Annotated in this window: 16 protein-coding genes and 1 pseudogene; 8 read left to right on the plus strand and 9 right to left on the minus strand. The window is 74.9% G+C overall.

The genetic code is table 11. The annotated features are described in order from the left end of the window. Positions 1 to 113 precede the first annotated feature (113 nt). Positions 114 to 1,973, minus strand: a complete 1,860-nt coding sequence (locus IF99_RS0120900; RefSeq protein ID WP_030998134.1) for a molybdopterin-dependent oxidoreductase — start codon at positions 1,971 to 1,973, stop codon at positions 114 to 116. Positions 1,974 to 2,149: 176 nt separating this feature from the next. Between IF99_RS0120900 and IF99_RS0120905 the strand changes: the two genes are divergently transcribed. The 4 genes from IF99_RS0120905 to IF99_RS0120920 are packed head-to-tail and all read left to right on the plus strand — an operon-like array spanning position 2,150 to position 6,391. Next, complete coding sequence (locus tag IF99_RS0120905) at positions 2,150 to 3,457, plus strand: NAD(P)/FAD-dependent oxidoreductase (RefSeq protein WP_030998135.1); 1,308 nt, start codon at positions 2,150 to 2,152, stop codon at positions 3,455 to 3,457. Beyond that, positions 3,454 to 4,218 (plus strand): DUF1365 domain-containing protein, encoded by a 765-nt coding sequence (locus tag IF99_RS0120910; protein WP_078655189.1) that lies wholly within the window; start codon positions 3,454 to 3,456, stop codon positions 4,216 to 4,218. The genes IF99_RS0120905 and IF99_RS0120910 overlap by 4 nt, the downstream gene beginning before the upstream one ends. Beyond that, positions 4,215 to 5,534, plus strand: a complete 1,320-nt coding sequence (locus tag IF99_RS0120915) for an SAM-dependent methyltransferase (protein ID WP_030998137.1) — start codon at positions 4,215 to 4,217, stop codon at positions 5,532 to 5,534. Before IF99_RS0120910 ends, IF99_RS0120915 begins: the two co-directional genes overlap by 4 nt. Continuing rightward, positions 5,531 to 6,391, plus strand: a complete 861-nt coding sequence (locus tag IF99_RS0120920; protein ID WP_030998138.1) for a DUF1295 domain-containing protein — start codon at positions 5,531 to 5,533, stop codon at positions 6,389 to 6,391. Before IF99_RS0120915 ends, IF99_RS0120920 begins: the two co-directional genes overlap by 4 nt. 101 nt (positions 6,392 to 6,492) lie before the next feature. Here IF99_RS0120920 and IF99_RS0120925 read toward each other — a convergent pair whose 3' ends face one another. From IF99_RS0120925 to IF99_RS0120955, 7 genes and pseudogenes are all read right to left on the minus strand, one after another. Continuing rightward, a complete protein-coding gene (locus IF99_RS0120925; protein WP_030998139.1) occupies positions 6,493 to 7,821 on the minus strand; it encodes an alkaline phosphatase in 1,329 nt (442 codons plus the stop codon). A gap of 301 nt (positions 7,822 to 8,122) precedes the next feature. Then, a pseudogene (locus tag IF99_RS30980) lies at positions 8,123 to 8,889 on the minus strand (class I SAM-dependent methyltransferase). A gap of 93 nt (positions 8,890 to 8,982) precedes the next feature. Next, a complete protein-coding gene (locus IF99_RS0120935; RefSeq protein ID WP_030998140.1) occupies positions 8,983 to 10,449 on the minus strand; it encodes an FAD-dependent monooxygenase in 1,467 nt (488 codons plus the stop codon). Positions 10,450 to 10,696: 247 nt separating this feature from the next. Next, entirely contained in the window at positions 10,697 to 11,284 is a 588-nt protein-coding gene (locus IF99_RS0120940; RefSeq protein ID WP_030998141.1) for a hypothetical protein, read from the minus strand. Further along, entirely contained in the window at positions 11,281 to 12,459 is a 1,179-nt protein-coding gene (locus IF99_RS0120945) for an MAB_1171c family putative transporter (RefSeq protein WP_234340787.1), read from the minus strand. Before IF99_RS0120945 ends, IF99_RS0120940 begins: the two co-directional genes overlap by 4 nt. A gap of 444 nt (positions 12,460 to 12,903) precedes the next feature. Next, a complete protein-coding gene (locus IF99_RS0120950; RefSeq protein WP_030998143.1) occupies positions 12,904 to 13,464 on the minus strand; it encodes a hypothetical protein in 561 nt (186 codons plus the stop codon). A gap of 3 nt (positions 13,465 to 13,467) precedes the next feature. Continuing rightward, positions 13,468 to 13,929 carry a hypothetical protein gene (locus IF99_RS0120955; RefSeq protein ID WP_030998144.1) on the minus strand — a complete coding sequence of 154 codons (462 nt, stop codon included), beginning with the start codon at positions 13,927 to 13,929 and terminating at the stop codon, positions 13,468 to 13,470. Positions 13,930 to 14,526: 597 nt separating this feature from the next. On the opposite strand from IF99_RS0120955, the gene IF99_RS0120960 reads away from it, so the two are divergent. Further along, complete coding sequence (locus IF99_RS0120960; protein WP_030998145.1) at positions 14,527 to 15,114, plus strand: sigma-70 family RNA polymerase sigma factor; 588 nt, start codon at positions 14,527 to 14,529, stop codon at positions 15,112 to 15,114. After that, the gene (locus tag IF99_RS0120965; RefSeq protein ID WP_030998146.1) at positions 15,111 to 15,848 is read left to right on the plus strand and encodes an anti-sigma factor; all 738 of its coding nucleotides are present in this window, start codon (positions 15,111 to 15,113) and stop codon (positions 15,846 to 15,848) included. Before IF99_RS0120960 ends, IF99_RS0120965 begins: the two co-directional genes overlap by 4 nt. A gap of 630 nt (positions 15,849 to 16,478) precedes the next feature. Here IF99_RS0120965 and IF99_RS0120970 read toward each other — a convergent pair. After that, positions 16,479 to 17,039, minus strand: a complete 561-nt coding sequence (locus IF99_RS0120970) for a TetR/AcrR family transcriptional regulator (RefSeq protein ID WP_234340786.1) — start codon at positions 17,037 to 17,039, stop codon at positions 16,479 to 16,481. A 616-nt stretch (positions 17,040 to 17,655) separates the two neighbouring features. Between IF99_RS0120970 and IF99_RS0120975 the strand changes: the two genes are divergently transcribed. Both IF99_RS0120975 and IF99_RS0120980 read left to right on the plus strand, forming a co-directional pair. Continuing rightward, positions 17,656 to 18,615 (plus strand): NAD(P)-dependent alcohol dehydrogenase, encoded by a 960-nt coding sequence (locus IF99_RS0120975; RefSeq protein ID WP_030998148.1) that lies wholly within the window; start codon positions 17,656 to 17,658, stop codon positions 18,613 to 18,615. A 38-nt stretch (positions 18,616 to 18,653) separates the two neighbouring features. Beyond that, positions 18,654 to 19,346 (plus strand): histidine phosphatase family protein, encoded by a 693-nt coding sequence (locus IF99_RS0120980; RefSeq protein ID WP_030998149.1) that lies wholly within the window; start codon positions 18,654 to 18,656, stop codon positions 19,344 to 19,346. Positions 19,347 to 19,500 lie beyond the last annotated feature (154 nt).

Raw genomic sequence — 19,500 nt, forward strand, 5'->3', positions numbered from 1 at the left:
GAGATTGCTGTCGTGAAAGCGCGGGTCAGCCAGGCCAACAGGCGTGTATGACATGCTCACGTCACGAGGTCGGCTACGGCGGCATCGCCTGCCGCCGCCGTGCACGGCGGTCGTCAGTCCACGGTGACCACCACCGAGTGCCAGCCGCTCGACCCGTCAGGCACCGTCCCGGCCCGCTTCGCCGTCTGGCGGCGGCCGTTGCCGTCCGTGGCGCGCACCGTGAGGGTGTGCGTGCCGGGGGTCGCCCGCCAGGGGAGCGACCACTGCCGCCACGTGTCCCGGGTGTCCTGCGCGGCGAGGACGGCGGGGCGCCAGCGTCCTTCGTCGACCCGCACCTCGACCTTCTCGATGCCCCGGTGCTGCGCCCAGGCGACGCCCGCGATCGTCACCGTGCCCGCCTTCGGGCGCGCCAGCGGCTTCGGGGTGTCGATGCGGGCCGAGGTCTTGACGGGCGCCTCGCGGGCCCAGTCCCGCCTGACCCAGTACGGGTCGTAGGCGGCGAAGCTCGTCAGCTCGATGCTCTCGATCCACTTGCACGCCGACACGTAGCCGTACAGCCCCGGCACAACCATCCGCACCGGGAAACCGTGCGTGAAGGGGAGCGGTTCGCCGTTCATGCCGAAGGCGAGGAGCGCGTCGCGCCCGTCCATGACGTCCTCGACGGGGGTCCCGAGCGTCATGCCGTCGACCGAGCGGGCCACGAGCTGGTCGGCCTTCCCGCCGCGCGAGGGGGGCCGTACGCCCGCCTCCCTGAGCAGCGGCGCGAGCGGCGCCCCGAGCCAGCGCGCGTTGCCCACGTACGGGCCGCCGACCTCGTTCGACACGCACGTCAGCGTGATGTCGCGCTCGACCGTCTCGCGCCGGAGCAGGTCGGCGAAGCTCAGCTCGATGTCCTCGCGCACGCCCTCCCCGTGGACCTTCAGGCGCCACGCACCGGCGTCGAGGTGCGGCACCACGAGGGCGGTGTCGACGCGGTAGAAGTCCTTGTTCGGGGTCGTGAAGGGCGACAGGCCGGGGACGCGCAGCCGCGCTCCGGCCGGTACCGGGCGGGCCGGAGAGTCCGGGCGCGGGAGCCTGAGCGCGTCCCGCGAGGCCACCGCGTCCGCGATGTCCCCGCCCGCGAGCGCCCGCCCGGCCGCCCCGGCCGCCGTCGCGCCGACAGCCGTCGCGGCGGCGAGCAGGACGAAGTGACGGCGGTCCCACGGCTCAGTGGGAGGAGCCTGCGCCCCGGCCTCCGTACCGCCGCCGAGAGCACCGCCCTTGGCCTCGGCCGGCGCGGGCTCGGCAACGCCGTCGCCTGCGGCCCCCGCGGCTTCCGTACCGCTCTCGCCCGCACGCCGCGTGCGCTCCCCGCGCCCCTCGTCCTCCCCGTGCTCCCCCTGCTCCTCGTGTGAACGGCCCCCAGGGTTCCCCTCGGTCCCCCGGGGGCCGTCGGGCGCGGTGGCGCCCCGAATGCGCCACCGCCCGAGCGATCCGGGCCACACCCACGGCGGCAGGTACGCACCGGCGTACACCGGTCCCACCAGCAGGTACAGCAGGACCGCGCCCGACGCCGCCCCCACGAGGGAGGGCAGCGTGTCCGTGACGCCCGCGCTGTCCGGGCGGCCCAGGGCCGCGAGGGCGCCGACGACGCCGATCGCGAGGACCCCGGCCGCGCCGCTCAGACGCCACCGGGTGGCGAGCGCGCCGAGCGCGAGGGCGAGCAGGGCGAGGACCGCGAGGATCCCCAGTTCGAGCACGCGCTTGTCGTTGCCGCCGAACTCGCGGATCGCCCACGTCTTGAGCGGGGTCGGTACGAGGTCGACCGCGGCGCTCCCGACGACGGCGACCGGACCCGTCTCGGCCCGCCCGAGACCGGCCGCGAGTTGACCGGCCGCGAGGGCAGCGTAGCCCGCGAGCAGACCGGCGAGCCCGCCCACCGCCCGGCGGGCGAGGGGACGGGGCGCTCGGCGCCGTGCGGTGTTCCGGGTCATGCGAGGCATTCGGAGCCACCCGCGCCTCCGGATGGGTGCCGAGGCCCGGTTCACCCGTTCGTGGGAATTCCGGGAGGCGAGAGGAAGAAGAGCGCACCTGAGACCCATCCCCGCCGCGCACCGCTCCGTATCCCCCACGACAGTTGCCAGGACAGGCGCGGCGGGAGGAACCAGAGATGCGCACCCACGACCACGGCGGCCCGGCACAGCCGGGCGCGGCCCCGCACACGGCCGTCATCGGCGCGGGTGTCGCGGGGCTCACCGCCGCGCACGTCCTCACCGGGTCGCGGCCGGTCGACCTGTACGAGGCGGACGAGCGGCTCGGCGGGCACGCGCACACGCACGAGGTGCTGGACAGCCGCGGCCTGCCCGTGCACGTCGACTCGGGCTTCATCGTGCACAACCGGCGCACGTACCCGACGCTCCTGCGGCTCTTCGCGGAACTCGGCGTCGAGACGCGCGAGTCGGAGATGAGCATGTCCGTGCGCTGCGAGGGCTGCGGGCTGGAGTACGCGGGCGCGCGCGGCCCCGGCGGGCTGCTCGCCGCACCCCGGAACGCGCTCCGCGCCCCGTACCGGCGGCTGCTGCGCGAGGTGCCCCGCTTCCACCGTGCCGCGCGGGCGACGCTCGCCGCGCCCGAACCCGACGAGGCGGCACCCGAGACGCTCTCCCGCTTCCTCACCGCGCACCGCTTCTCGCGCTACTTCGTCACGCACTTCATGACGCCGCTCGTCGCCGCCGTCTGGTCCTGCGACGCGCACACGGCGCTGCGCTACCCGGCCCGTTACCTCTTCCGCTTCCTCGACCACCACGGGCTGCTCTCGGTGACCGGCTCGCCGTCCTGGCGCACGGTGTCCGGCGGTTCGCGCACGTACGTGGAGCTGCTCGCCAAGCGCTTGCACCGCGTCCGTACGGGCACGCCCGTGCGCGCGGTGCGGCGGCACGCGGACGGCGTGGACGTCATGGACGGCGGCGGCACGACCCGTACGTACCAGTCCGTCGTCATCGCGACCCATCCCGACCAGGCGCTCGCCCTCCTCGCGGACCCGAGCGAGGCCGAGAGCGCCGCGCTCGGCGCCTTCCGCTACTCGCGCAACCCGACGCTCCTGCACTCCGACACCTCGGTGCTCCCCCGCGCCCCGCGCGCCCGCGCCTCCTGGAACTACCTCCTGCCCGGCTGCGCGGCGCCCGCCGACCACGTGCGGATCTCGTACGACATGAACCGCTTGCAGGGGCTCAGGACGCCGGACCGCTACCTCGTGACGCTCAACGGCGAGGACCGCGTGGACCCGCGCTCGGTGCTCGCCCGCATGGTGTACGAACACCCCGTCTACACCCCGGAGTCGGTGAGTGCGCAGCGGCTCCTGCCCGCGCTCAACCAGGGCCGCACGGCCTTCGCCGGTGCCTACTTCGGCTGGGGCTTCCACGAGGACGGGGCGCTCTCGGGGGCGCGCGCCGCCGAGTCGCTGGGGGGTCGCTGGTGACCGCGCGCACCGCGGACTTCCCGGGACCTGCCGCCCTCTACCCCTGCGAGGTCTTCCACCTCCGCAGCCGTCCGGTGCGCCGGCACGTCCGCCACCGCACCTACCTGTGGTACGTGGACGCCGACCGCCCGCCGCGACTCCCGCGCCCGCTGGGCGCCCTGGCCCGCTTCGACCCGCGCGACCACTTCGGCGGCACCGCGCCCACGCTGCGCGCCGGGCTCGACCGCTTCCTCGCCGCGCACGGCATCGACCTGCGCGGCGGGCCCGTGCGGCTCCTCGCGCACGCCCGCGTGTGCGGGTACGTGTTCAACCCGCTCAGCCTGTGGTGGTGCCACGACCCGCGGGGCGCGCTCGTGTGCGTCGTCGCGGAGGTGCACAACACGTACGGGGAGCGGCACGCGTACCTGCTCGGGCCCGAGCAAGCACAGGGCGGGGAGGGGGAGTTCAGCGTCCCGAAGGAGTTCTACGTCTCGCCCTTCTTCCCCGTCGACGGCTCCTACCGCATGCGGCTCCCCGAGCCGGGCGCGCGTCTCTCGCTCGCCGTGCGCCTGGAGCGCGAGGGCACCCGGCCCTTCCTCGCGACGGTGCGCGGGCACCGCGTCCCCGCCCGTACCGCGACCGTGCTGCGCGCCTCGCTGCGGCACCCCCTCTCGACCCTCGTCGTGTCGGCCGCGATCCGCGCCCACGGCATCCGTCTCTACCTGCGCGGTCTGCCCGTCGTCCGGCGACCGCGCCACCCGCTCCAGGAGGGAATGCGGTGACCGCCCCCACCACCAGGACCCAGGCCACGCACGCCACGCGCGCCACGAGCACCACGCGCGCGGGCTCCGTCGCGCCGCTCACGATCGACCCCGCGCGCTGGCCCGACGTCGCCTCCGTGCCCGCCAGTTCGGCGGCCCGCTCGGCGGTCACGCGCCGCCTCGTGCGCCACGCGCTGCGCCGGCTGCCGCTGCTCGTCCGCTTCCCCGACGGCAGCAGGCTCGGGCTCGGCGGCCCGCTCATCGACATCCGCGACGCCGACGCCTTCCACGCGCGCCTCGGCCGCTTCGGCCTCATCGGCTTCGGCGAGTCGTACATGGCGGGCGAGTGGGACGCCCCCGACCCGGTCGCCGCGCTGACCGTGCTCGCCGGGAACGCCGCCGGGCTGGTCCCCGGGCCGCTCCAGCGCCTGCGCGGCCTGTGGGCCCCGCGCCGTCCCGAGGCACACCGGGGCACACCGGCGAACGCGCGCGACAACATCGGCGCGCACTACGACCTCTCCAACGACCTCTTCGGCGTCTTCCTCGACGAGACCCTCACCTACTCCTCCGCCGTCTTCCGCGCCCTCCCGGCCCGCTGGGAGAACCTCGCGGGAGCCCAGCGCCACAAGATCGACCGGCTCCTCGACCTCGCCGGGGTCCGCTCGGGCACCCGGCTGCTGGAGATCGGCACGGGGTGGGGCGAGCTGGCCCTGCGGGCCGCCGCGCGCGGCGCGCACGTCACCTCGCTGACCCTCTCCGCCGAGCAGCGTGCGCTCGCCCTGGAGCGGGTCGCTGCGGCCGGGCTCGGCGACCGCGTGCGCGTTGAGCTGTGCGACTACCGGGAGGCGGAGGGGAGGTACGACGCCGTCGTCAGCGTCGAGATGATCGAGGCCGTCGGGCACGAGTTCCTGCCCGTCTACTTCGAGACGATCGACGCGCGCCTGCGCCCGGGCGGGCGGGCCGCGCTCCAGGCGATCACGATGCCCGACGACCGGATGCGCGCGAGCCGCGACACCCACACCTGGATAGGCAAGTACGTCTTCCCCGGCGGCCTCATCCCCTCCGCCGAGTCGATCGAGGCCGTCACCGCGCGCCGCACCGCGCTCCGCGCGACCCGCGCCGACTCCTTCGGCGCGCACTACGCGGAAACGTTGCGCCTGTGGCGAGAGCGCTTCACCGCGCGCGCCGACGAGGTCGGGGCGCTCGGCTTCGACGCGGTCTTCCGCCGCCTGTGGACCTTCTACCTCGCCTACTCCGAGGCGGGGTTCAGGTCGGGCTACCTGGACGTGCGGCAGTACCAGTTCACGAAGGACGCGCGAGCCGGGCGCTCGTCGTGAGCTTTCCCTGGGGAGCCTTCGCGCTCGGCCTCGCGCCCGCCGCCGGAGCCTCCGCGCTCGTCCTCGGGTGCACATGGCTGCTCTCGCGGCGGCGCGGGCTCTACCGGTACGTGGACAGCGCCTGGGGCTTCGCCTTCGCCCTCCTCGCGGTGGTCGCGTGGCTTTTCGCGTACGGGGACGGCTCGCGGGGTCCCGGCGATCCCCTCCGGGCGGGCCTCGCCGTCGCGCTCACCGTGGTGTGGGGGCTGCGCCTCGGCGTGCACATCGCCCGCCGGGGCCGGGGCAAGGGCGAGGACCCGCGCTACGACCGGATGCTGTCCAAGGCCCCGGAGGGCACCCCGCGCCCGCGCTACGCGCTCCGCGTCGTCACGCTGCCCCAGGCCGCGCTCGTGTGGCTCGTCTCCGTCCCCGTGCAGGCGGCGGTGCTCCTGCCGTACGGGACGTGGTGGGTCACGTGGCTCGGCGTGGCCCTGTGGGCGCTCGGCCTGTTCTTCGAGGCGGTCGGCGACGCGCAGATGGCCCGGTTCAAGGCCGAGCCCGCGCACCGGGGCGCGCTCATCGACACCGGGCTGTGGCGCTGGACCCGGCACCCGAACTACTTCGGCGACTTCGCGGTGTGGTGGGGGCTGTGGCTGCTCACCGCCCCGCCCCCCGGCGCCCCCGCCGCCGCCTGGGGACCCGCCGCCGCGACCCTCGTCTCGCCGCTGCTCATGACGTATCTGCTCGTCTTCGGCAGCGGCAAGCGGCTCACGGAGCGGGGCATGGCCGAGCGCGAGGGCTGGCAGCGGTACGCGGCCCGGACGAGCGGCTTCCTGCCGTGGCCGCGGGGGGTGTGGCCGAAGGGGCGCGGGGACTGACACGGGGGCGGAGGCCGGGACGTGCGCCGAGCCGGGACATGCGCCCGGTCCGGGGGTCGCGCCGGGCGGCAGCGCCCCGGCCGGCCGCCCCCGGGCGCGCCTCAGCGCCGGGTCAGGATGTCGCCCAGCACCGTGTGCACGTACGTGTTCGGGTGCTTGCCGTTGAAGCGGTCGGCGGAGGGGCCCTCGGCCGTGACCGGCACGGCGACCGAGGTGTGCTGGCCCGTGGTCCAGTCGATCGTGAAGGACTTGTCCGAGTTGCGGACCGGGAAGGGCCCGTCCTCGGTGGACTGGCCCGAGCCCGACTCGTCGGACGGGTCGTTCTCCTCGACGGCGAGGCCGCCCGTCTCGTGGTCGGCGGTGACGACGAGCAGCGTGTCGGGGTGCGTGGCCACGTACTGGCGCGCGACCGCCACGGTGCGCTCCAGCTGCCGCATCGACTCCAGGGTCTTCTCGGCGTTGTTGGCGTGCGCGAACTCGTCGACCCCCTCCTCCTCGACCATGAGGAAGAAGCCGTTCGTGTTCTTGTTCTTCCCCTTGCCGTCGAGCGTGTCGAGCGCCTTGGCCGTCATCGTCGCGAGGTCGACGACCGGCTTGTAGACGTCGCCCTGCCCCTCGGGCTTCTGCTGGAACATCTCCTCGTTGGCGAAGAGGCCGAGCAGCTTCCCGTCCTTCGCCTTCGCCGCGCCGAGCCGCTTGGCGGAGGAGACGTACTCGTACCCCTTCTTCTTCGCCTTCGCGACGAGGTTCCCCTTCGTGCCCTTGCTCCCCTCGCTCGGGTCCTCGGCGGGCTTGTCGGGGAAGGCGCCCGGGGTACCCTTCGGCAGCCACCAGTCCTCGCCGCCGCCGAGGATCACGTCCGGCTTCGAGACGTCGAGGTAGTGGCGCGCGATCTCGTCCTGCTGGCCCCGGTCGGCGGTCTGGGAGAAGAACGCGGCGGGGGAGGCGTCGGTGACCTGCGCGGTCGTGACGAGACCGGTCCGCTTCCCGGCGGCCTTGGCCTGCTGGCCGAGCGTGGCGAGCTTGTTGCCGTCCACGTCGACGCTGATCGCGCCGTTGTACGTCTTCTCGCCGGTCGCCCAGGCGGAGGCGGCGGCGGCCGAGTCGGTGACGACGGCCTTCGGGTCGTGCGGGCTCGTCGTGAGCTGCCCGGCGACGGGGAGCTTGTCCATGGTCAGCTCGCCGTCGAGACCGGCGAGGTAGAGCCGGGCGGCCTCGCGCGCGGCGGGGCCCATGCCGTCGCCGTTGACGAAGATGACGTTCTTGGCCTTGGTCGCCTTCCCGGCGGCGGCCCGAGGGGACTTCTCGCCCTGCGGCGCCTGGGCGGAGGCCCCCAGGGTGGGGCTGACCACCATCGTGACGACCGCCGTCGCCGCGACGGCGGCGAGGGTCGTGCCGAGGCGGCGGGGCTTGCGGCTGATGCTGTCCACGGGTCTGCTCCCCGGTGCTCGTGGTGGACCGCGCGGGCCCTGCGGGCTTCGCGCGGACGGTGCGGGCTCCGGCCGGTGAGGACCGTCGCGCCGAGGACGCTAAGGACGGCAACGGGCGCCGGGGTGAACGGCGGGTGAGCGACGGAGGCGAAAAGGGTGTCAGGACAATCCGGCCGTCGCGGGCACGGTGCCCGGACCGGCCCCGCTCCGGCCGCACGTGGCCGGGCCGTCCGCCCGTCACGCCCTCGCCCCGCGCCCGGCCTCCACCTGGCCCGGCACGGCTCGCCCTGAGCGCCCCCGCTCACTCCCCGGCGATGAGCAGCCGGTACCCGTAGTCCACGGCGTCGCGGGTCAGCAGCTCGGCGTGGCGGCGGTGCCACTCCCCCGACTCCAGGTCGGCCCGCAGCCGCGCGACGGCGGGCCCGACGACGGAGCCGGGGAGCTGCGCGAACGTCGAACTCGCCGCCCGCACGGCGGGATCGAGGAACATCTCGGGCCGCCGCCAGTACGCGGTCTGGAAGCCGTCCGTGAAGTCGTGCGGGATGGGGAACGGCACGACGCTTGCGCCCCCATCGCCTCGGCCATCTCGGACAGGGGCGCGAACCGGGCCCGCTCCATCGCGCGGATCTCCGGGACGTACTCCCCGACCACCCACAGTTCGGGCCGGTGATCCGGGTCCCACGTGAAGAGGAGCCGCCTGCGCGCCACGCGCCGCAACTCGGCGAGCCCCCGCAGCGGATCGGGCCAGTGGTGCACGGTCAGGACAGCCATGGCCGCGTCGAACGCGCCGTCGGCGAAGGGAAGAGCCGACGCACTGGCCCGTACCTTTCGCGCCCCGGGGTGCTGGTCGAGCATGACCCGCGAGGGATCGACGGCGACGACCTCCGCGTCGGCCGGCTCGTACGAGCCCGTGCCCGCGCCGACGTTGACGACCGTGCGGGCCCCGCCCAGGCCCTCGCGGATCAGCGCGGCGAGCCGGGGATCGGGCTGCCGCACCCGCCGGTAACCGACACCGATGCGGTCGTAGACGGGGGACGGGCCGGGAGTGGCGGAAGCAGACGGGTTCATGCGCCTGATCCCACCACCCCGCGCCCCGCCCGGGAAGACCGTCCACCGGGCCGGGAAGGCCGACGACCGCCGCCGCGCGGCCCGGCTCCGGCGCTACCGCTCCCCCGCCGCCCCGAGCCACCGCTCCAGGGCGTCCCGCAGGCCCTCGTCCTCACCCGTTCCCACCCACACCACATGCCCATCCGGCCGCGCCAGTACCGCGCCGCCCTGGCGGAGCACCTCACCGGCCGGCCCCTCGTCCTCGGCGGCCTCCGCCCCTACGACGTGCGCGACCCGGTCCTCCCACCCGGCCACGGAGAGCCGCCCGGGACCGCCCTCCACGAGGACGCCGCGCCCCTCGTGCATGGCCGCGTACACCCGGCCGCCCGCGAGGTCCCGCAACCTCATGCCCAGCAACGGGTGTTCGCCCCCGCCCACGTCGTACCGCACGCCGATCGCGGTCAGCTTCTCGATCAGGTGCTGGTTGACGGCGTCGTACGAGACGACCAGTTCGCCCAGGAGCCGCCGCACCGCCCGCGCCCCCGGCGTCGTCGCCAGCAGCTCCATCTGCGCGCGCGTGTTGTCGAGCACCTCCTCCGCGACGGGCCGCCGCTCGCTCTCGTAGGTGTCGAGCAGCCCCTTCGGCGCCCGGCCCGTGATCTCCGCCGCGAGCTTCCAGCCGAGGTTGAAGGCGTCCTGGATACCGAGGTTGAGGCCCTGGCCGCCGGTCGGCGGGTGGATGTGCGCGGCGTCGCCCGCGAGGAGGACGCGGCCCACCCGGTACTGCTCGGCGAGCCGGGTCGCGTCACCGAAGCGGGTCAGGCGGCGCGGCGCCCGCACCCCGAAATCCGTGCCCGCGGCGGCCCGCAGGGAGTCCCGCAGCTCGTCGAGCGAGGGCGCGGGCGCCTCTGGCCCCGCGACTTCCCGCGCGGGCGTGACGATCCGCCAGTACCCGTCGCCCAGCGGCCCGAGCCCGAACCGCTTCTGCGTCTCGCGCACCCGCGCGACCACCTCCGTGACCTCCTCGGCGGGCGCGGTCACCTCCGCCTCGGCGAGCAGCGTCTCGTTGCGCGTCGGCTCCCCGGGGAAGCCGACGCCGAGCAGCGAGCGGACCGTGCTGCGCCCCCCGTCGCACCCCACGAGCCACCCGGCGCGGTGCGTGCTCCCGTCCGCGAGCCGCACGTCGACGCCCTCCGCGTCCTGCGCGAAGCCGGTCACCTCGGCGCCGCGCACGATCCGCGCGCCGAGCCCCGTGGCGTGCTCCGTGAGCAGTTCCTCGGTCACCGTCTGCGGGATGCCCAGCACGTACGCGTGCGCCGAGTCGAGCCCCTCCGGCCACCGGTCCCCGAGCGCGGCGAAGAACCCGCCCACGCGGAAGACCTTCCCGCGCGCGAGGAACTTCTCCAGAAGCCCCCGCTGCTCCATGATCTCGATGCTGCGCACGTGCAGCCCCAGCGCCCGCGACCACGCGTACGGCGCGGGGTCCTTGTCGAGCACGAGCACCTCGACACCGTGCAGCCGCAACTCCGCCGCGAGCATCAGTCCGGTCGGCCCGGCACCCGCGATGACGACATGGCTCATGTACGTGTTCCCCCTCGGTCTACTCCGGCGGCCTGGTCCGGCCCCAGGCGGGAGATTCTGCGCGAAAAGGGGGGTCTTGCGGCAAGACCCCCCTTGCGCTATACCTTGAGAGTGGCGGGGAGCGGAGACGCTCCCCTTTCGTCTGTCCGGGCCCGAAACGCCGACGCGACGGGTCACACGAGCCGGAACGGCCGCCCCCTCCCGGCCTGCGGGAAGCTCGCCGTCCCGGCCCGTCGGGAGCCCGTCCTCACGCCCCCACGTACGCCAGCGCCGTCGCCGCGCCCAGCGCCGTCCCCGCGCACACCTGCGCCACCGTGTGGTAGCCCAGCGCCACGCGCGACCAGCAGACCGCCGCCGTCAGGGCGTAGGCGCAGAGCCACCACGGGGAGTGGACGCAGGCGAGGAGGGCGACGACCGCCGAGGCCACGGAGGCGTCGACGCTGATCTTCCAGGCGGTGTTGACCGCGAGCAGGATGATCGTCATGAGCCACAGCGCGAGCATGGCGCGCAGGATGCCGTTCGGGGCGTGCCCCAGGAGCATGATGACGGCGCCCGTGCCGATCGAGGCGAGGATGACGAAGAAGATCGGCGCGCGCTGCCTGCGGTCGACGACGTGCCGGTCTCCCCAGGTGCCGCGCCCGCGTTCCCACTCGATGTACGCGGCGGGGATGATGCCCGCGCACAGCGCGCCGAGCAGGCCCCAGGGCAGGCCCGTCCAGTCACCTGCCGCCGCGAGCCCGACCGCCGCCATGCCGCCGAGGAGGAGGTTGCGCGGCTGGAAGACGTCGGTGACGGTACGGGCCAGGCGGTGGTCCTGCGCGGTCGTCGTGCTCACGAAGGGGTGCCTTTCGGGGTCGGTACGGGAGGGGTGAGGGAGGCCGCGGGCTTGCGCACGGCGTCGCGGTACGCGGCCGAGACGCGCAGCAGCCACGCGATCTCGCCGTCCTGGTCGGCCGCCTGCGGCGGGACGAGGGCGGGGCCCGCCGGACCGGCGGGGGCACCGGAGGCGTGGGCGGCGAGGGCCGTCCTGATCCAGCGCGCGGACTCCTCGGGCCCGCCGCCCGCCGCCGGGCCCTCGGGCGCCCAGTGCCGCAACTGCTCAAGAGCGTCCGCGATATCGGCCGCCCACCGGTCGATCCGCACATCCGCGGGCGTGCCGAGCCGCAGGAGTTCCCTGGCGAGGGGCGCGGGCGGCGCGAAGGGCTGCTCGGGGAAGGCGGTCATGAGGTCGCGCCACAGCGGGTGCAGCGCGGCCTGCGCGCGCCACAGGCGCAGCCGCCTGGCCCCGGTGGCGAAGGCGGGGATCGAGGCGCCGATGGCGAAGAGCGTGAAGAGCACGACCTGCCCTGCCTCGGTCCACTTGTCGAAGGAGAGCGCGAAGCTCTCGCTCGGGCGGTCGGCGACGCTGATCCACAGGAAGACGCTGCGGCTGAGCGTGTACGCGACGCCGATGACCATCGCGACGGCCATCATCCCGAGCCCGATCCGCAGGTGCCGGCGCGGAGCGAAGCGCACGGCGAGCCACCACTGCACCGCGCACACGGCGGAGGCGGCGCCCAAGTACACGTAGAACACGGTGTAGTAGAGCGTCGCGCCCCACTCGCCCGCGTGGTCGGCGACGAAGCGGTCCGAGGGGTGCGAGCGGTCGACGACGGTGAAGAAGAGCACGGTCAGGAGGACGAGCGTGGCCAAGGCGGCGCGGGCGGCGACGCGTTGGACGGTCCGGGCGAAACGGACGTGGCGTGGGATGTCGACGTCGCTCTCGTACCGCCCGTAGATCGCCACGATGTAGCTGAGGATGGCGAGGATCGCGATGGTCGCCGTGTAGTGCTTCACGATCACGGCGAGGTCGATCACCGCACTGTCGTTGAGCCGCACGCGCACGTACTGCGTCTTCGTCCACAGGGCCGCGGCGAACCCCGCGTAGCACCCCCACAGCGCCCGCCGTCTTCGGTCCTCCTCGTCCCCCCAGAGGGCGGCGGGCATACGCCACAGGGCGACGGCGGTCATGAGGCACGCGACGGCGTACCCGGCGAGGTCGAGCGGTGTGGGGGACACGGAGCGAAATCCTAGGCCGTCACCACGAACAGGCGTACGGGGGTTCCGGAGGCCGGGCGCACGGTTTCCGGCGAGGCGAGGGCGGACGCGGGCGGACCGGCGGGGGGTGAGGGGCGGTGGCCGATGGGGGGCGGCCGATGAGGTGGGGGAACGCGCACGAGGGCGGGCGGGGGCGACGGCTGGGCGTGGGGGCCGCGCAGGCGGGCGGGCGAGGGGGGCCGAATGCGACCCGGGCGCAAGGGGGTTGAACGCAGCCCGGGCGCAAAGGGGTTGGCAGCGACCCGGGCGCGAGCGGGCCGGACCCGGGCGGGACCGGCGCCACGGTTCGGCCGGCCGGCGTGTGGCCCCCTCGTGCCCGCGGGGGGTCCGCGCGCCGGGTCGTCCACCCGCTCCGGCTCAGCCCTCCTCCGGCCCCCGCCTCCCGAACAGGCCGCGCCTGCGGTGGGCGACCGGGCGGGCGAGGGAACTGGCGAGGCGGCCCACCATGTCGTCGCTCCCGGCGTCGCGGGCCATCCGGGGGATGAGCGAGGCGCCCAGTTCCGCCATGCGCTCGTCGTGGGTCCCATAGCCCGCCCGCGCCTGCACCGAGCCGCCCTCGCCGAGCACTCTGCGGACCAGGTCCGAGTCGAAGACCGGCAGGAGCCGCGCGAGTTGGTCCGCGTCCGGCGAGGCGCCGTGGTCGAACCACTCGTGGCACAGCTCGTGGAGCACGACGTGCTGGGTCTGGTACGGGGTCGGGCGGCGCCGGTAGAGGACGAGGCTCACGCGCGGCGTGGCGAGCCGGAGGCCGCAGGCGCCGCCGGGGCGGGCCAGGTGCTCGGGAAGCTCGCGCAGCACGATGCGGCGCCCGCGCGCGGCCTCCATCGCCGCGACGAGCCCCTCGATCGTGAACGGGCTCGGCACCGGCAGCCCCGCGAGGTGTTCCTCGCACTCCTTGCGCAGCGCACGCAGGGACACGGCTCAGCCCTCCGGCTCGGCGGACGTCACGGTGGGCCCGCCGTCCAGCGCCGCCGCGCCGTCCTCCTCGGCGAGCAGGCTCAGCGCGAAGTCCAGCAGTTCCGGCGGGAGTCCGTCCCGTACGGGCCCGCGCGCGGCGACCCCGCTCACCTCGCCCGTGCGGTGCCGGGCGAGGAAGCGCAGCCCCGAGAGCACGTCCTCGACGACCTCCGACTCGTCCTTGAAGAACCGCCAGTCGACCCCGAAGCCGAGCCCGAGCGCCTTGAGGATGTCCTCGGAGGGGTGGGTGACCTTCCCCGCGAGGATGTTGGAGAAGTAGCTGTGCGAGAGGGCACCGCCCTTGCGGCGGACATGCTCGGCGAAGAAACGTCCCGAGACCCGCTGCCCGGGAAACGTCTTTTCGATCATGTATTCGACCTTGGCGCGCAGGCTGCTGAACTGCGGCGCAGGCTCCTCCACGGCCACCCCCGTTCCCCCCTCCGCTCGCCCGGAACATGAGGTTCCGTGGCCCCGAACGCGAAATCAGGCTTGCGTAAACACTCTACGTCACTGTTAACTCGAAAAAACATACGCCAGGGGGCCGCGAGGGGAGTCCCCTGACGATGTGACTACGCGCGTCCGCCAGCCGCTTGTGTCCGTTTCGTGGGGTTTCCCCCGACGGAAAGGTCGCTTCCGGCTGCGGAACGCGCCGTGGCGTACGGGGCGCGCGCCCGGACCGCAGGCGGACCACCTGCGGGAAGGGCGACGCGCACCGGGCGCCCTTTTCGCGTGCGCACACCACCGGGGACGGCGCCCGGCCCGCACGCGCGCCCGGAGACCGGCCCCCGGCGGAGCCGACTTGGGGCGAAGCCGACTTATGCGGAAGCCCCTCCCGGCGAGAGCCGGGTCCGCTCCCCGCCCCACCGCCCTGCGGAATCCCGCACCCATCCGTCCCGCCCCCCGCTCCGAATCACCCCCGTAACGCCGACGCCGCGCCCCTCGTTCGGGGCATACGGGGCAAGGGCCACCGGGGCGACAAGGCACCGGCCCGGGGCCGAGGCAGTGGGAGCGAGCGAGGTACGCGTGAAAGAGCCCGTCTACATCGTGGGGAACCCGGCCGCCGCGCCCCCGCTCGAAGAGCTGATGGCCAGGGTGGCGCGCGGCGACCGCGACGCCTTCTCGGCGGTGCACGACGCCGTCGCGGGCCCGCTGCTCGGCGTCGTGCGGCGCGTGCTGCGCGACCGCGCGCAGTCCGAGGAGGTCGCGCAGGAGGTCCTCGTCGAGGTGTGGCGCACGGCGGGCCGCTACCGCCCGGATCTCGGTTCGGTCACGAACTGGGTGCTGACGCTCGCGCACCGCCGCGCCGTCGACCGCGTACGGTCCGTCGAGGCGTCCGCCGCGCGCGAACGCCGCGCGGGCCTGCTCGAACAGAACACGCCCGCGTACGACGAGGTCGCCGAGCAGGTCGAGACCCGGCTCGAACAGGAGCAGGTACGGCGCTGTCTCGGCAGCCTCACCGAGCGCCAGCGCGAGTCGGTGACCCTCGCCTACTACCGCGGCCTCACCTACCGCGAGGTCGCCGAACTCCTCGCGCTGCCCCTCGGCACCGTCAAGACCCGTCTGCGTGACGGCCTCATCCGGCTTCGCGACTGCCTGGGAGTGGGCGCATGAGCACCACGGCCGACAGCCACCTCCTCACCGGGGCGTACGCCCTCCACGCCCTCGAACCGGCCGAAGAGGCCGCCTTCGAGCGGCACATGGCCCACTGCGCCGCGTGCGCGCAGGAGGTGCGCGAGTTCACCGAGACGGCCACGAAGCTGGGCCTGGCCGCCGCGGTGACCCCGCCGCCCGGCTTCAAGGACGCGGTCATGGCCCGGGTCGCCGACGTACGGCAGGAGCCACCGCCGGCCGTCCGCGCCGCGCCGCCCCGCCGCCGCCCGCGCGCCGTGCACTGGGCCCTCGCGGCCTGCGTCGCGCTCGCCGCGGCACTCGGCGGCACGGCGGTGTGGCAGGGTCAGCGCGCCCACGAGGCCCGTACGGAGGTACGCGCGGCCCAGGACCGCGCCGCGCGGCTGGACGCCGTCCTCTCGGCCCCCGACGTGCGGGTGGCGAGCGCGCCACTCGACGCGGGAGGCCGCGCCACGGTCGTCGTCTCGCGCGCCCGCGACGGCGCCGTCTTCGCGGCGACCGGCCTGCCGAGACCCCCGGCGGGCACGGTCTACCAGCTCTGGTTCGACGTGGACGGCACGATGCGCCCCGCCGGACTCCTCCCCGGCTCCTCGGGCACGGTCCTCATGGAGGGCTCCCCCCGCGCGGCCACGGCGATGGGACTGACGATCGAGCCCAAGACCGGCTCCCGGGCGCCGACATCGAAACCGGTGGCACTGATGACGCTGCCGACCTGACACAGCGCCCCACCCTCCCGCACAGGCGGACCGCCCTCCCGACCTGCGGGGCCGCGCTCCGAGGCGGCGGACCCACGCTCCCGTCCTGCGGACCCGCCCGCCGGGCGCCCGCTTGACCTGAGGGCGTTGCGAGGCGCCACCGCTCCCCGGCAGCGTGCCGGTCACGCCGCACTCAGCGCCCGCCCTCTCCTCACCCGCGCCGCCGCCCCGCCCGCTCCCCGACCCCGGGTCCTCCCCTCCACCGTCTAACCGCCGGGACGCCCTGCCGCGCAGGCGGACCGCCCTCCCACCCTCGCCGGGCCCTCCTGTCAGGCGGCGGACCCACGCCCCCGTCCTGCGGACCCGCCTGCGTCCACCAGGGCCCCACGTGCCCTGAGGGATGACACCGCGAGACGCGCCCACCCCCGACGGCAGGTCGGTCGCGTCACGCTCGGAGCCACCCTCTCCTCACCCCGCGCCGTCACCGCTCCCACTCCCCGACCCCGAGTCCTCCTGCCCACCGTCCCGAACCGCTGCCAACGGCGATGAGCCGCCACGGAACCGGGTCCAGCACATCCGCCCGGTCCTCCTGCCCCCGGCGCCGGGACCCGGACACCACCCGGACGCCCCGCCGTTCCGGCGCTCCCCGCTTCAGGCGCCCCGGCCGCCGGGCAGCGTCTCGTCGTGTGGGATTGGCCCGGCGAAGAGGTCCAGGGAGCCCGGGGCAGGGAGGGGTGTCCTTGAGGGGCGGGCGCGGAAGGACTCCAGGAAGTAGGCGACGAGTCGGCGCGAGGACGCGCGATCGGCCGGGGCCGCGGCGACGAGACCGCCGTGGGCGAGGAGCAGCATCGAGAAGTCGGCCGGGTGGAAGTCCGGACGAAGAGCTCCGGCCGCCTGCGCGCGGGCGACGAGACGCCCGAAGTCCTCCGCGGCCTGCGCACGGGCCTCGCCTGTCTGCGCACGGGCGGTGTCCGGAAAGGCCCGTACGAACGCCTCCGGGAAGCCGCGCTCCTCCACCTGGAGCGCGCACACCGTCTCGACGAGGCGCCGGAACCCACGCCACGGGTCCGGATCGGCGACCGCCTCGTCGAGCACCCGCCCACACGCCTTCATCTGCTCCGCGAAGGCGGCCCGCACGAGATCGTCGCGCGTCGGAAACCGCCGGTACAACGTGGCCACACCGACCCCGGCCCGCCGCGCGACAGTCGCCATCGGCGCATCAAGCCCCCGCTCGGCAAAAACCTCCCGCGCCGCGGTAAGAAGACGAGCCCGGTTGCGTCGGGCGTCGACGCGGAGCGCCGGGGCGCCGGGGGGCGGCCCCTCGGCGCCGAGGGGCGGGGCGCCGGTGTCGCGGGGCGGGGCGTCGGCGCGGAGGGGCGGGGAGCCGGTGGCAAGGGGCGAGGCGTCGGCGCGGAGGACCGGGGCGTCAGCGCCGAGGGCGGGGACATCGGCGCGGAGGAGCGAGGCGTCGATGTCGAGAGACGGAGAGCTAGGGCGGAGGGGCGGAACGTCGGCCCGGAGGGGCGAGGCGTCAGCGCCAAGAGGCGAGGCCTTGGCACCGAGGCACGAGCCACCCCGGAGGGGCGAGGCGTCGGCCCCCCAGGCCGGATCGTCAGCGCCCAGGGGCGGCTCACCACGGAGAGACGGATCGCCGACACCGAGCAGCGGGGCGGGGGGCGCGGGGGCGGGTTCGGGCGCCGTCTCGGAGCGCATCCGAGAGGAATCAGCCGGCACTGTCTCTCACCTCCGGTCCAAGTGGACGGCTCCGTCCGTTTACCAGCCTACGCTCGGCTCGGCGGGGGCCTGACGAGGAAAGGTGCGCGTGATCATGAAAGCTGTGCTCTACGACCGGTACGGCGGACCCGAGGTGCTGTACGTCGGCGACGTACCCCGCCCCGTGCCCAAGGCCGGTGAAGTACTGGTGCGCGTGCGGGCGTTCAGCGTCAACGGAGGCGAGCTGGCGAGCCGCTCCGGGCGAATGCGGCTCCTCACGGGGCGGAAGTTCCCGCAGCGCGTCGGCCTCGACTTCAGCGGCGAGGTCGCAGAGCTCGGGCCCGGGGCGAGCGGCTTCGCACCCGGCGACCGGGTGTGGGGCGTCGTGGGGCGCACCTCCGGTTTCGGCAGCGCGGCGGAGTACGTCACGACGACGCCCGCGCGGCTCGGCAAGGTCCCCGACGGTCTCGACCTCGTGAGCGCCGCCGCACTCCCCGTCGGCACGACCGCCGTGACCGCGCTGCGCGACAAGGCCCGGCTTAAGCCCGGCGAACGGCTGCTCGTGCGCGGTGCGGCGGGCGGTGTCGGCAATATCGCCGTCCAGCTCGGTGCCGCCCTCGGCGCCGAGGTGACGGCCCTCGCACGCGGCGCGAACCTGGACTTCGTCCGGGGACTGGGCGCGAGCCACGCCTACGACCACCGGAAGGTCTCCCCCGGCGAACTCGGCGCTTACGACGTCGTACTCGACACGGTCGGAACCGAACTGCCCACGTACCGCCGCCTGCTGGCACCCGGCGGGCGCATGGTCACGATCGCCTTCGACCTCGCGCGCCCCCTCGCCTCGCTCGGGTACCTCGCGGCGAGCGGAGTGCACGGCCCCCGCCGCGTCCGCTTCTTCAGCGGAAATCCGAAGCGCGCCCTCTTCGACGAGGTCGCACGGCTCGTCTCCACCGGAGCGCTCCACCCCGAAGTGGAGAAGGTCTTCCCCCTGGAGGAGACCGGGGAGGCCCACCGGGCACTGGAGGCGGGAGGCGTTCGGGGCAAGTACGTAGTGCGGGTGGACGCGGAGGGGTAGAGCTGTGCGAGGACGATTCCCAGCCCCGGGAGGTACTCGTGTCGGTTCCCGCCCTGACCCCGCCCTGCGCGCTCGTCGAACTGTGGGCCGTACGCCACGGGGAGAGCACCGCGAACGCCGTGTACGCCGACCCGGCGACAGCGGACCGCACCGAGCCGCTGCCGGGGCTCGACCGGGACGTACCGCTCTCGGAGCGGGGCATCGCACAGGCGACCGCGCTCGGCGACTGGCTCGCCCAGCGTGACCCCGGACTGCTCGTCATCTGCTCCCCGTACGTGCGCGCCCGCGAGACATGGCGGCTCATGGCCGAGGCCGCCGGCCTCCCCGCCGAGGACGCGCTCGTCGACGACCGCCTGCGCGACCGCGAGCAGGGGATCTTCGCCCTCCACCCGCCCGCCGCACTCCGCGCCCGCGACCCGCACGAGGCGGAGCGGCGCGAGCGCGTCGGCACCTGGTACTACCGGCCACCGGGCGGCGAGGCGCTCACCGACGTGATGGTGCGGGTCGGCCAGTTCCTCACCGAACTGTCGCGCGCCGCGACGGGTCGGCGCGTACTGCTCGTGGCGCACGACGCGGTCGTGGTGGCGGTACGGCAGTACTTCGGCGGCATCGGCCACCCGACCCCGGACGAGCTGCCTCCCGTGCCCAACGCGTCGGTCTCGCGATGGGTGACGGAGGCGGGACGGCTGGGCCTGGTGGAGTGGGGCGGCGTGGGGCACTTGCCGGGGTGACTCCTCCTCTCGGATCAAGCGGGTAGGGCGGCACGGGGGCAGGGGTTCAGGGTGAAGTTGTTCGGGGGCCAGGGGCTCGGGGAAACGGCGGCCGGAGGTTCGGAGGGGTAGGGGGTCAGGGGCAGCGGCGGCCGGAGGTTCGGAGGGGCGGGGT

This window comes from Streptomyces sp. NRRL F-5630 (genome assembly GCF_000719475.1).
Classification (GTDB): domain Bacteria; phylum Actinomycetota; class Actinomycetes; order Streptomycetales; family Streptomycetaceae; genus Streptomyces.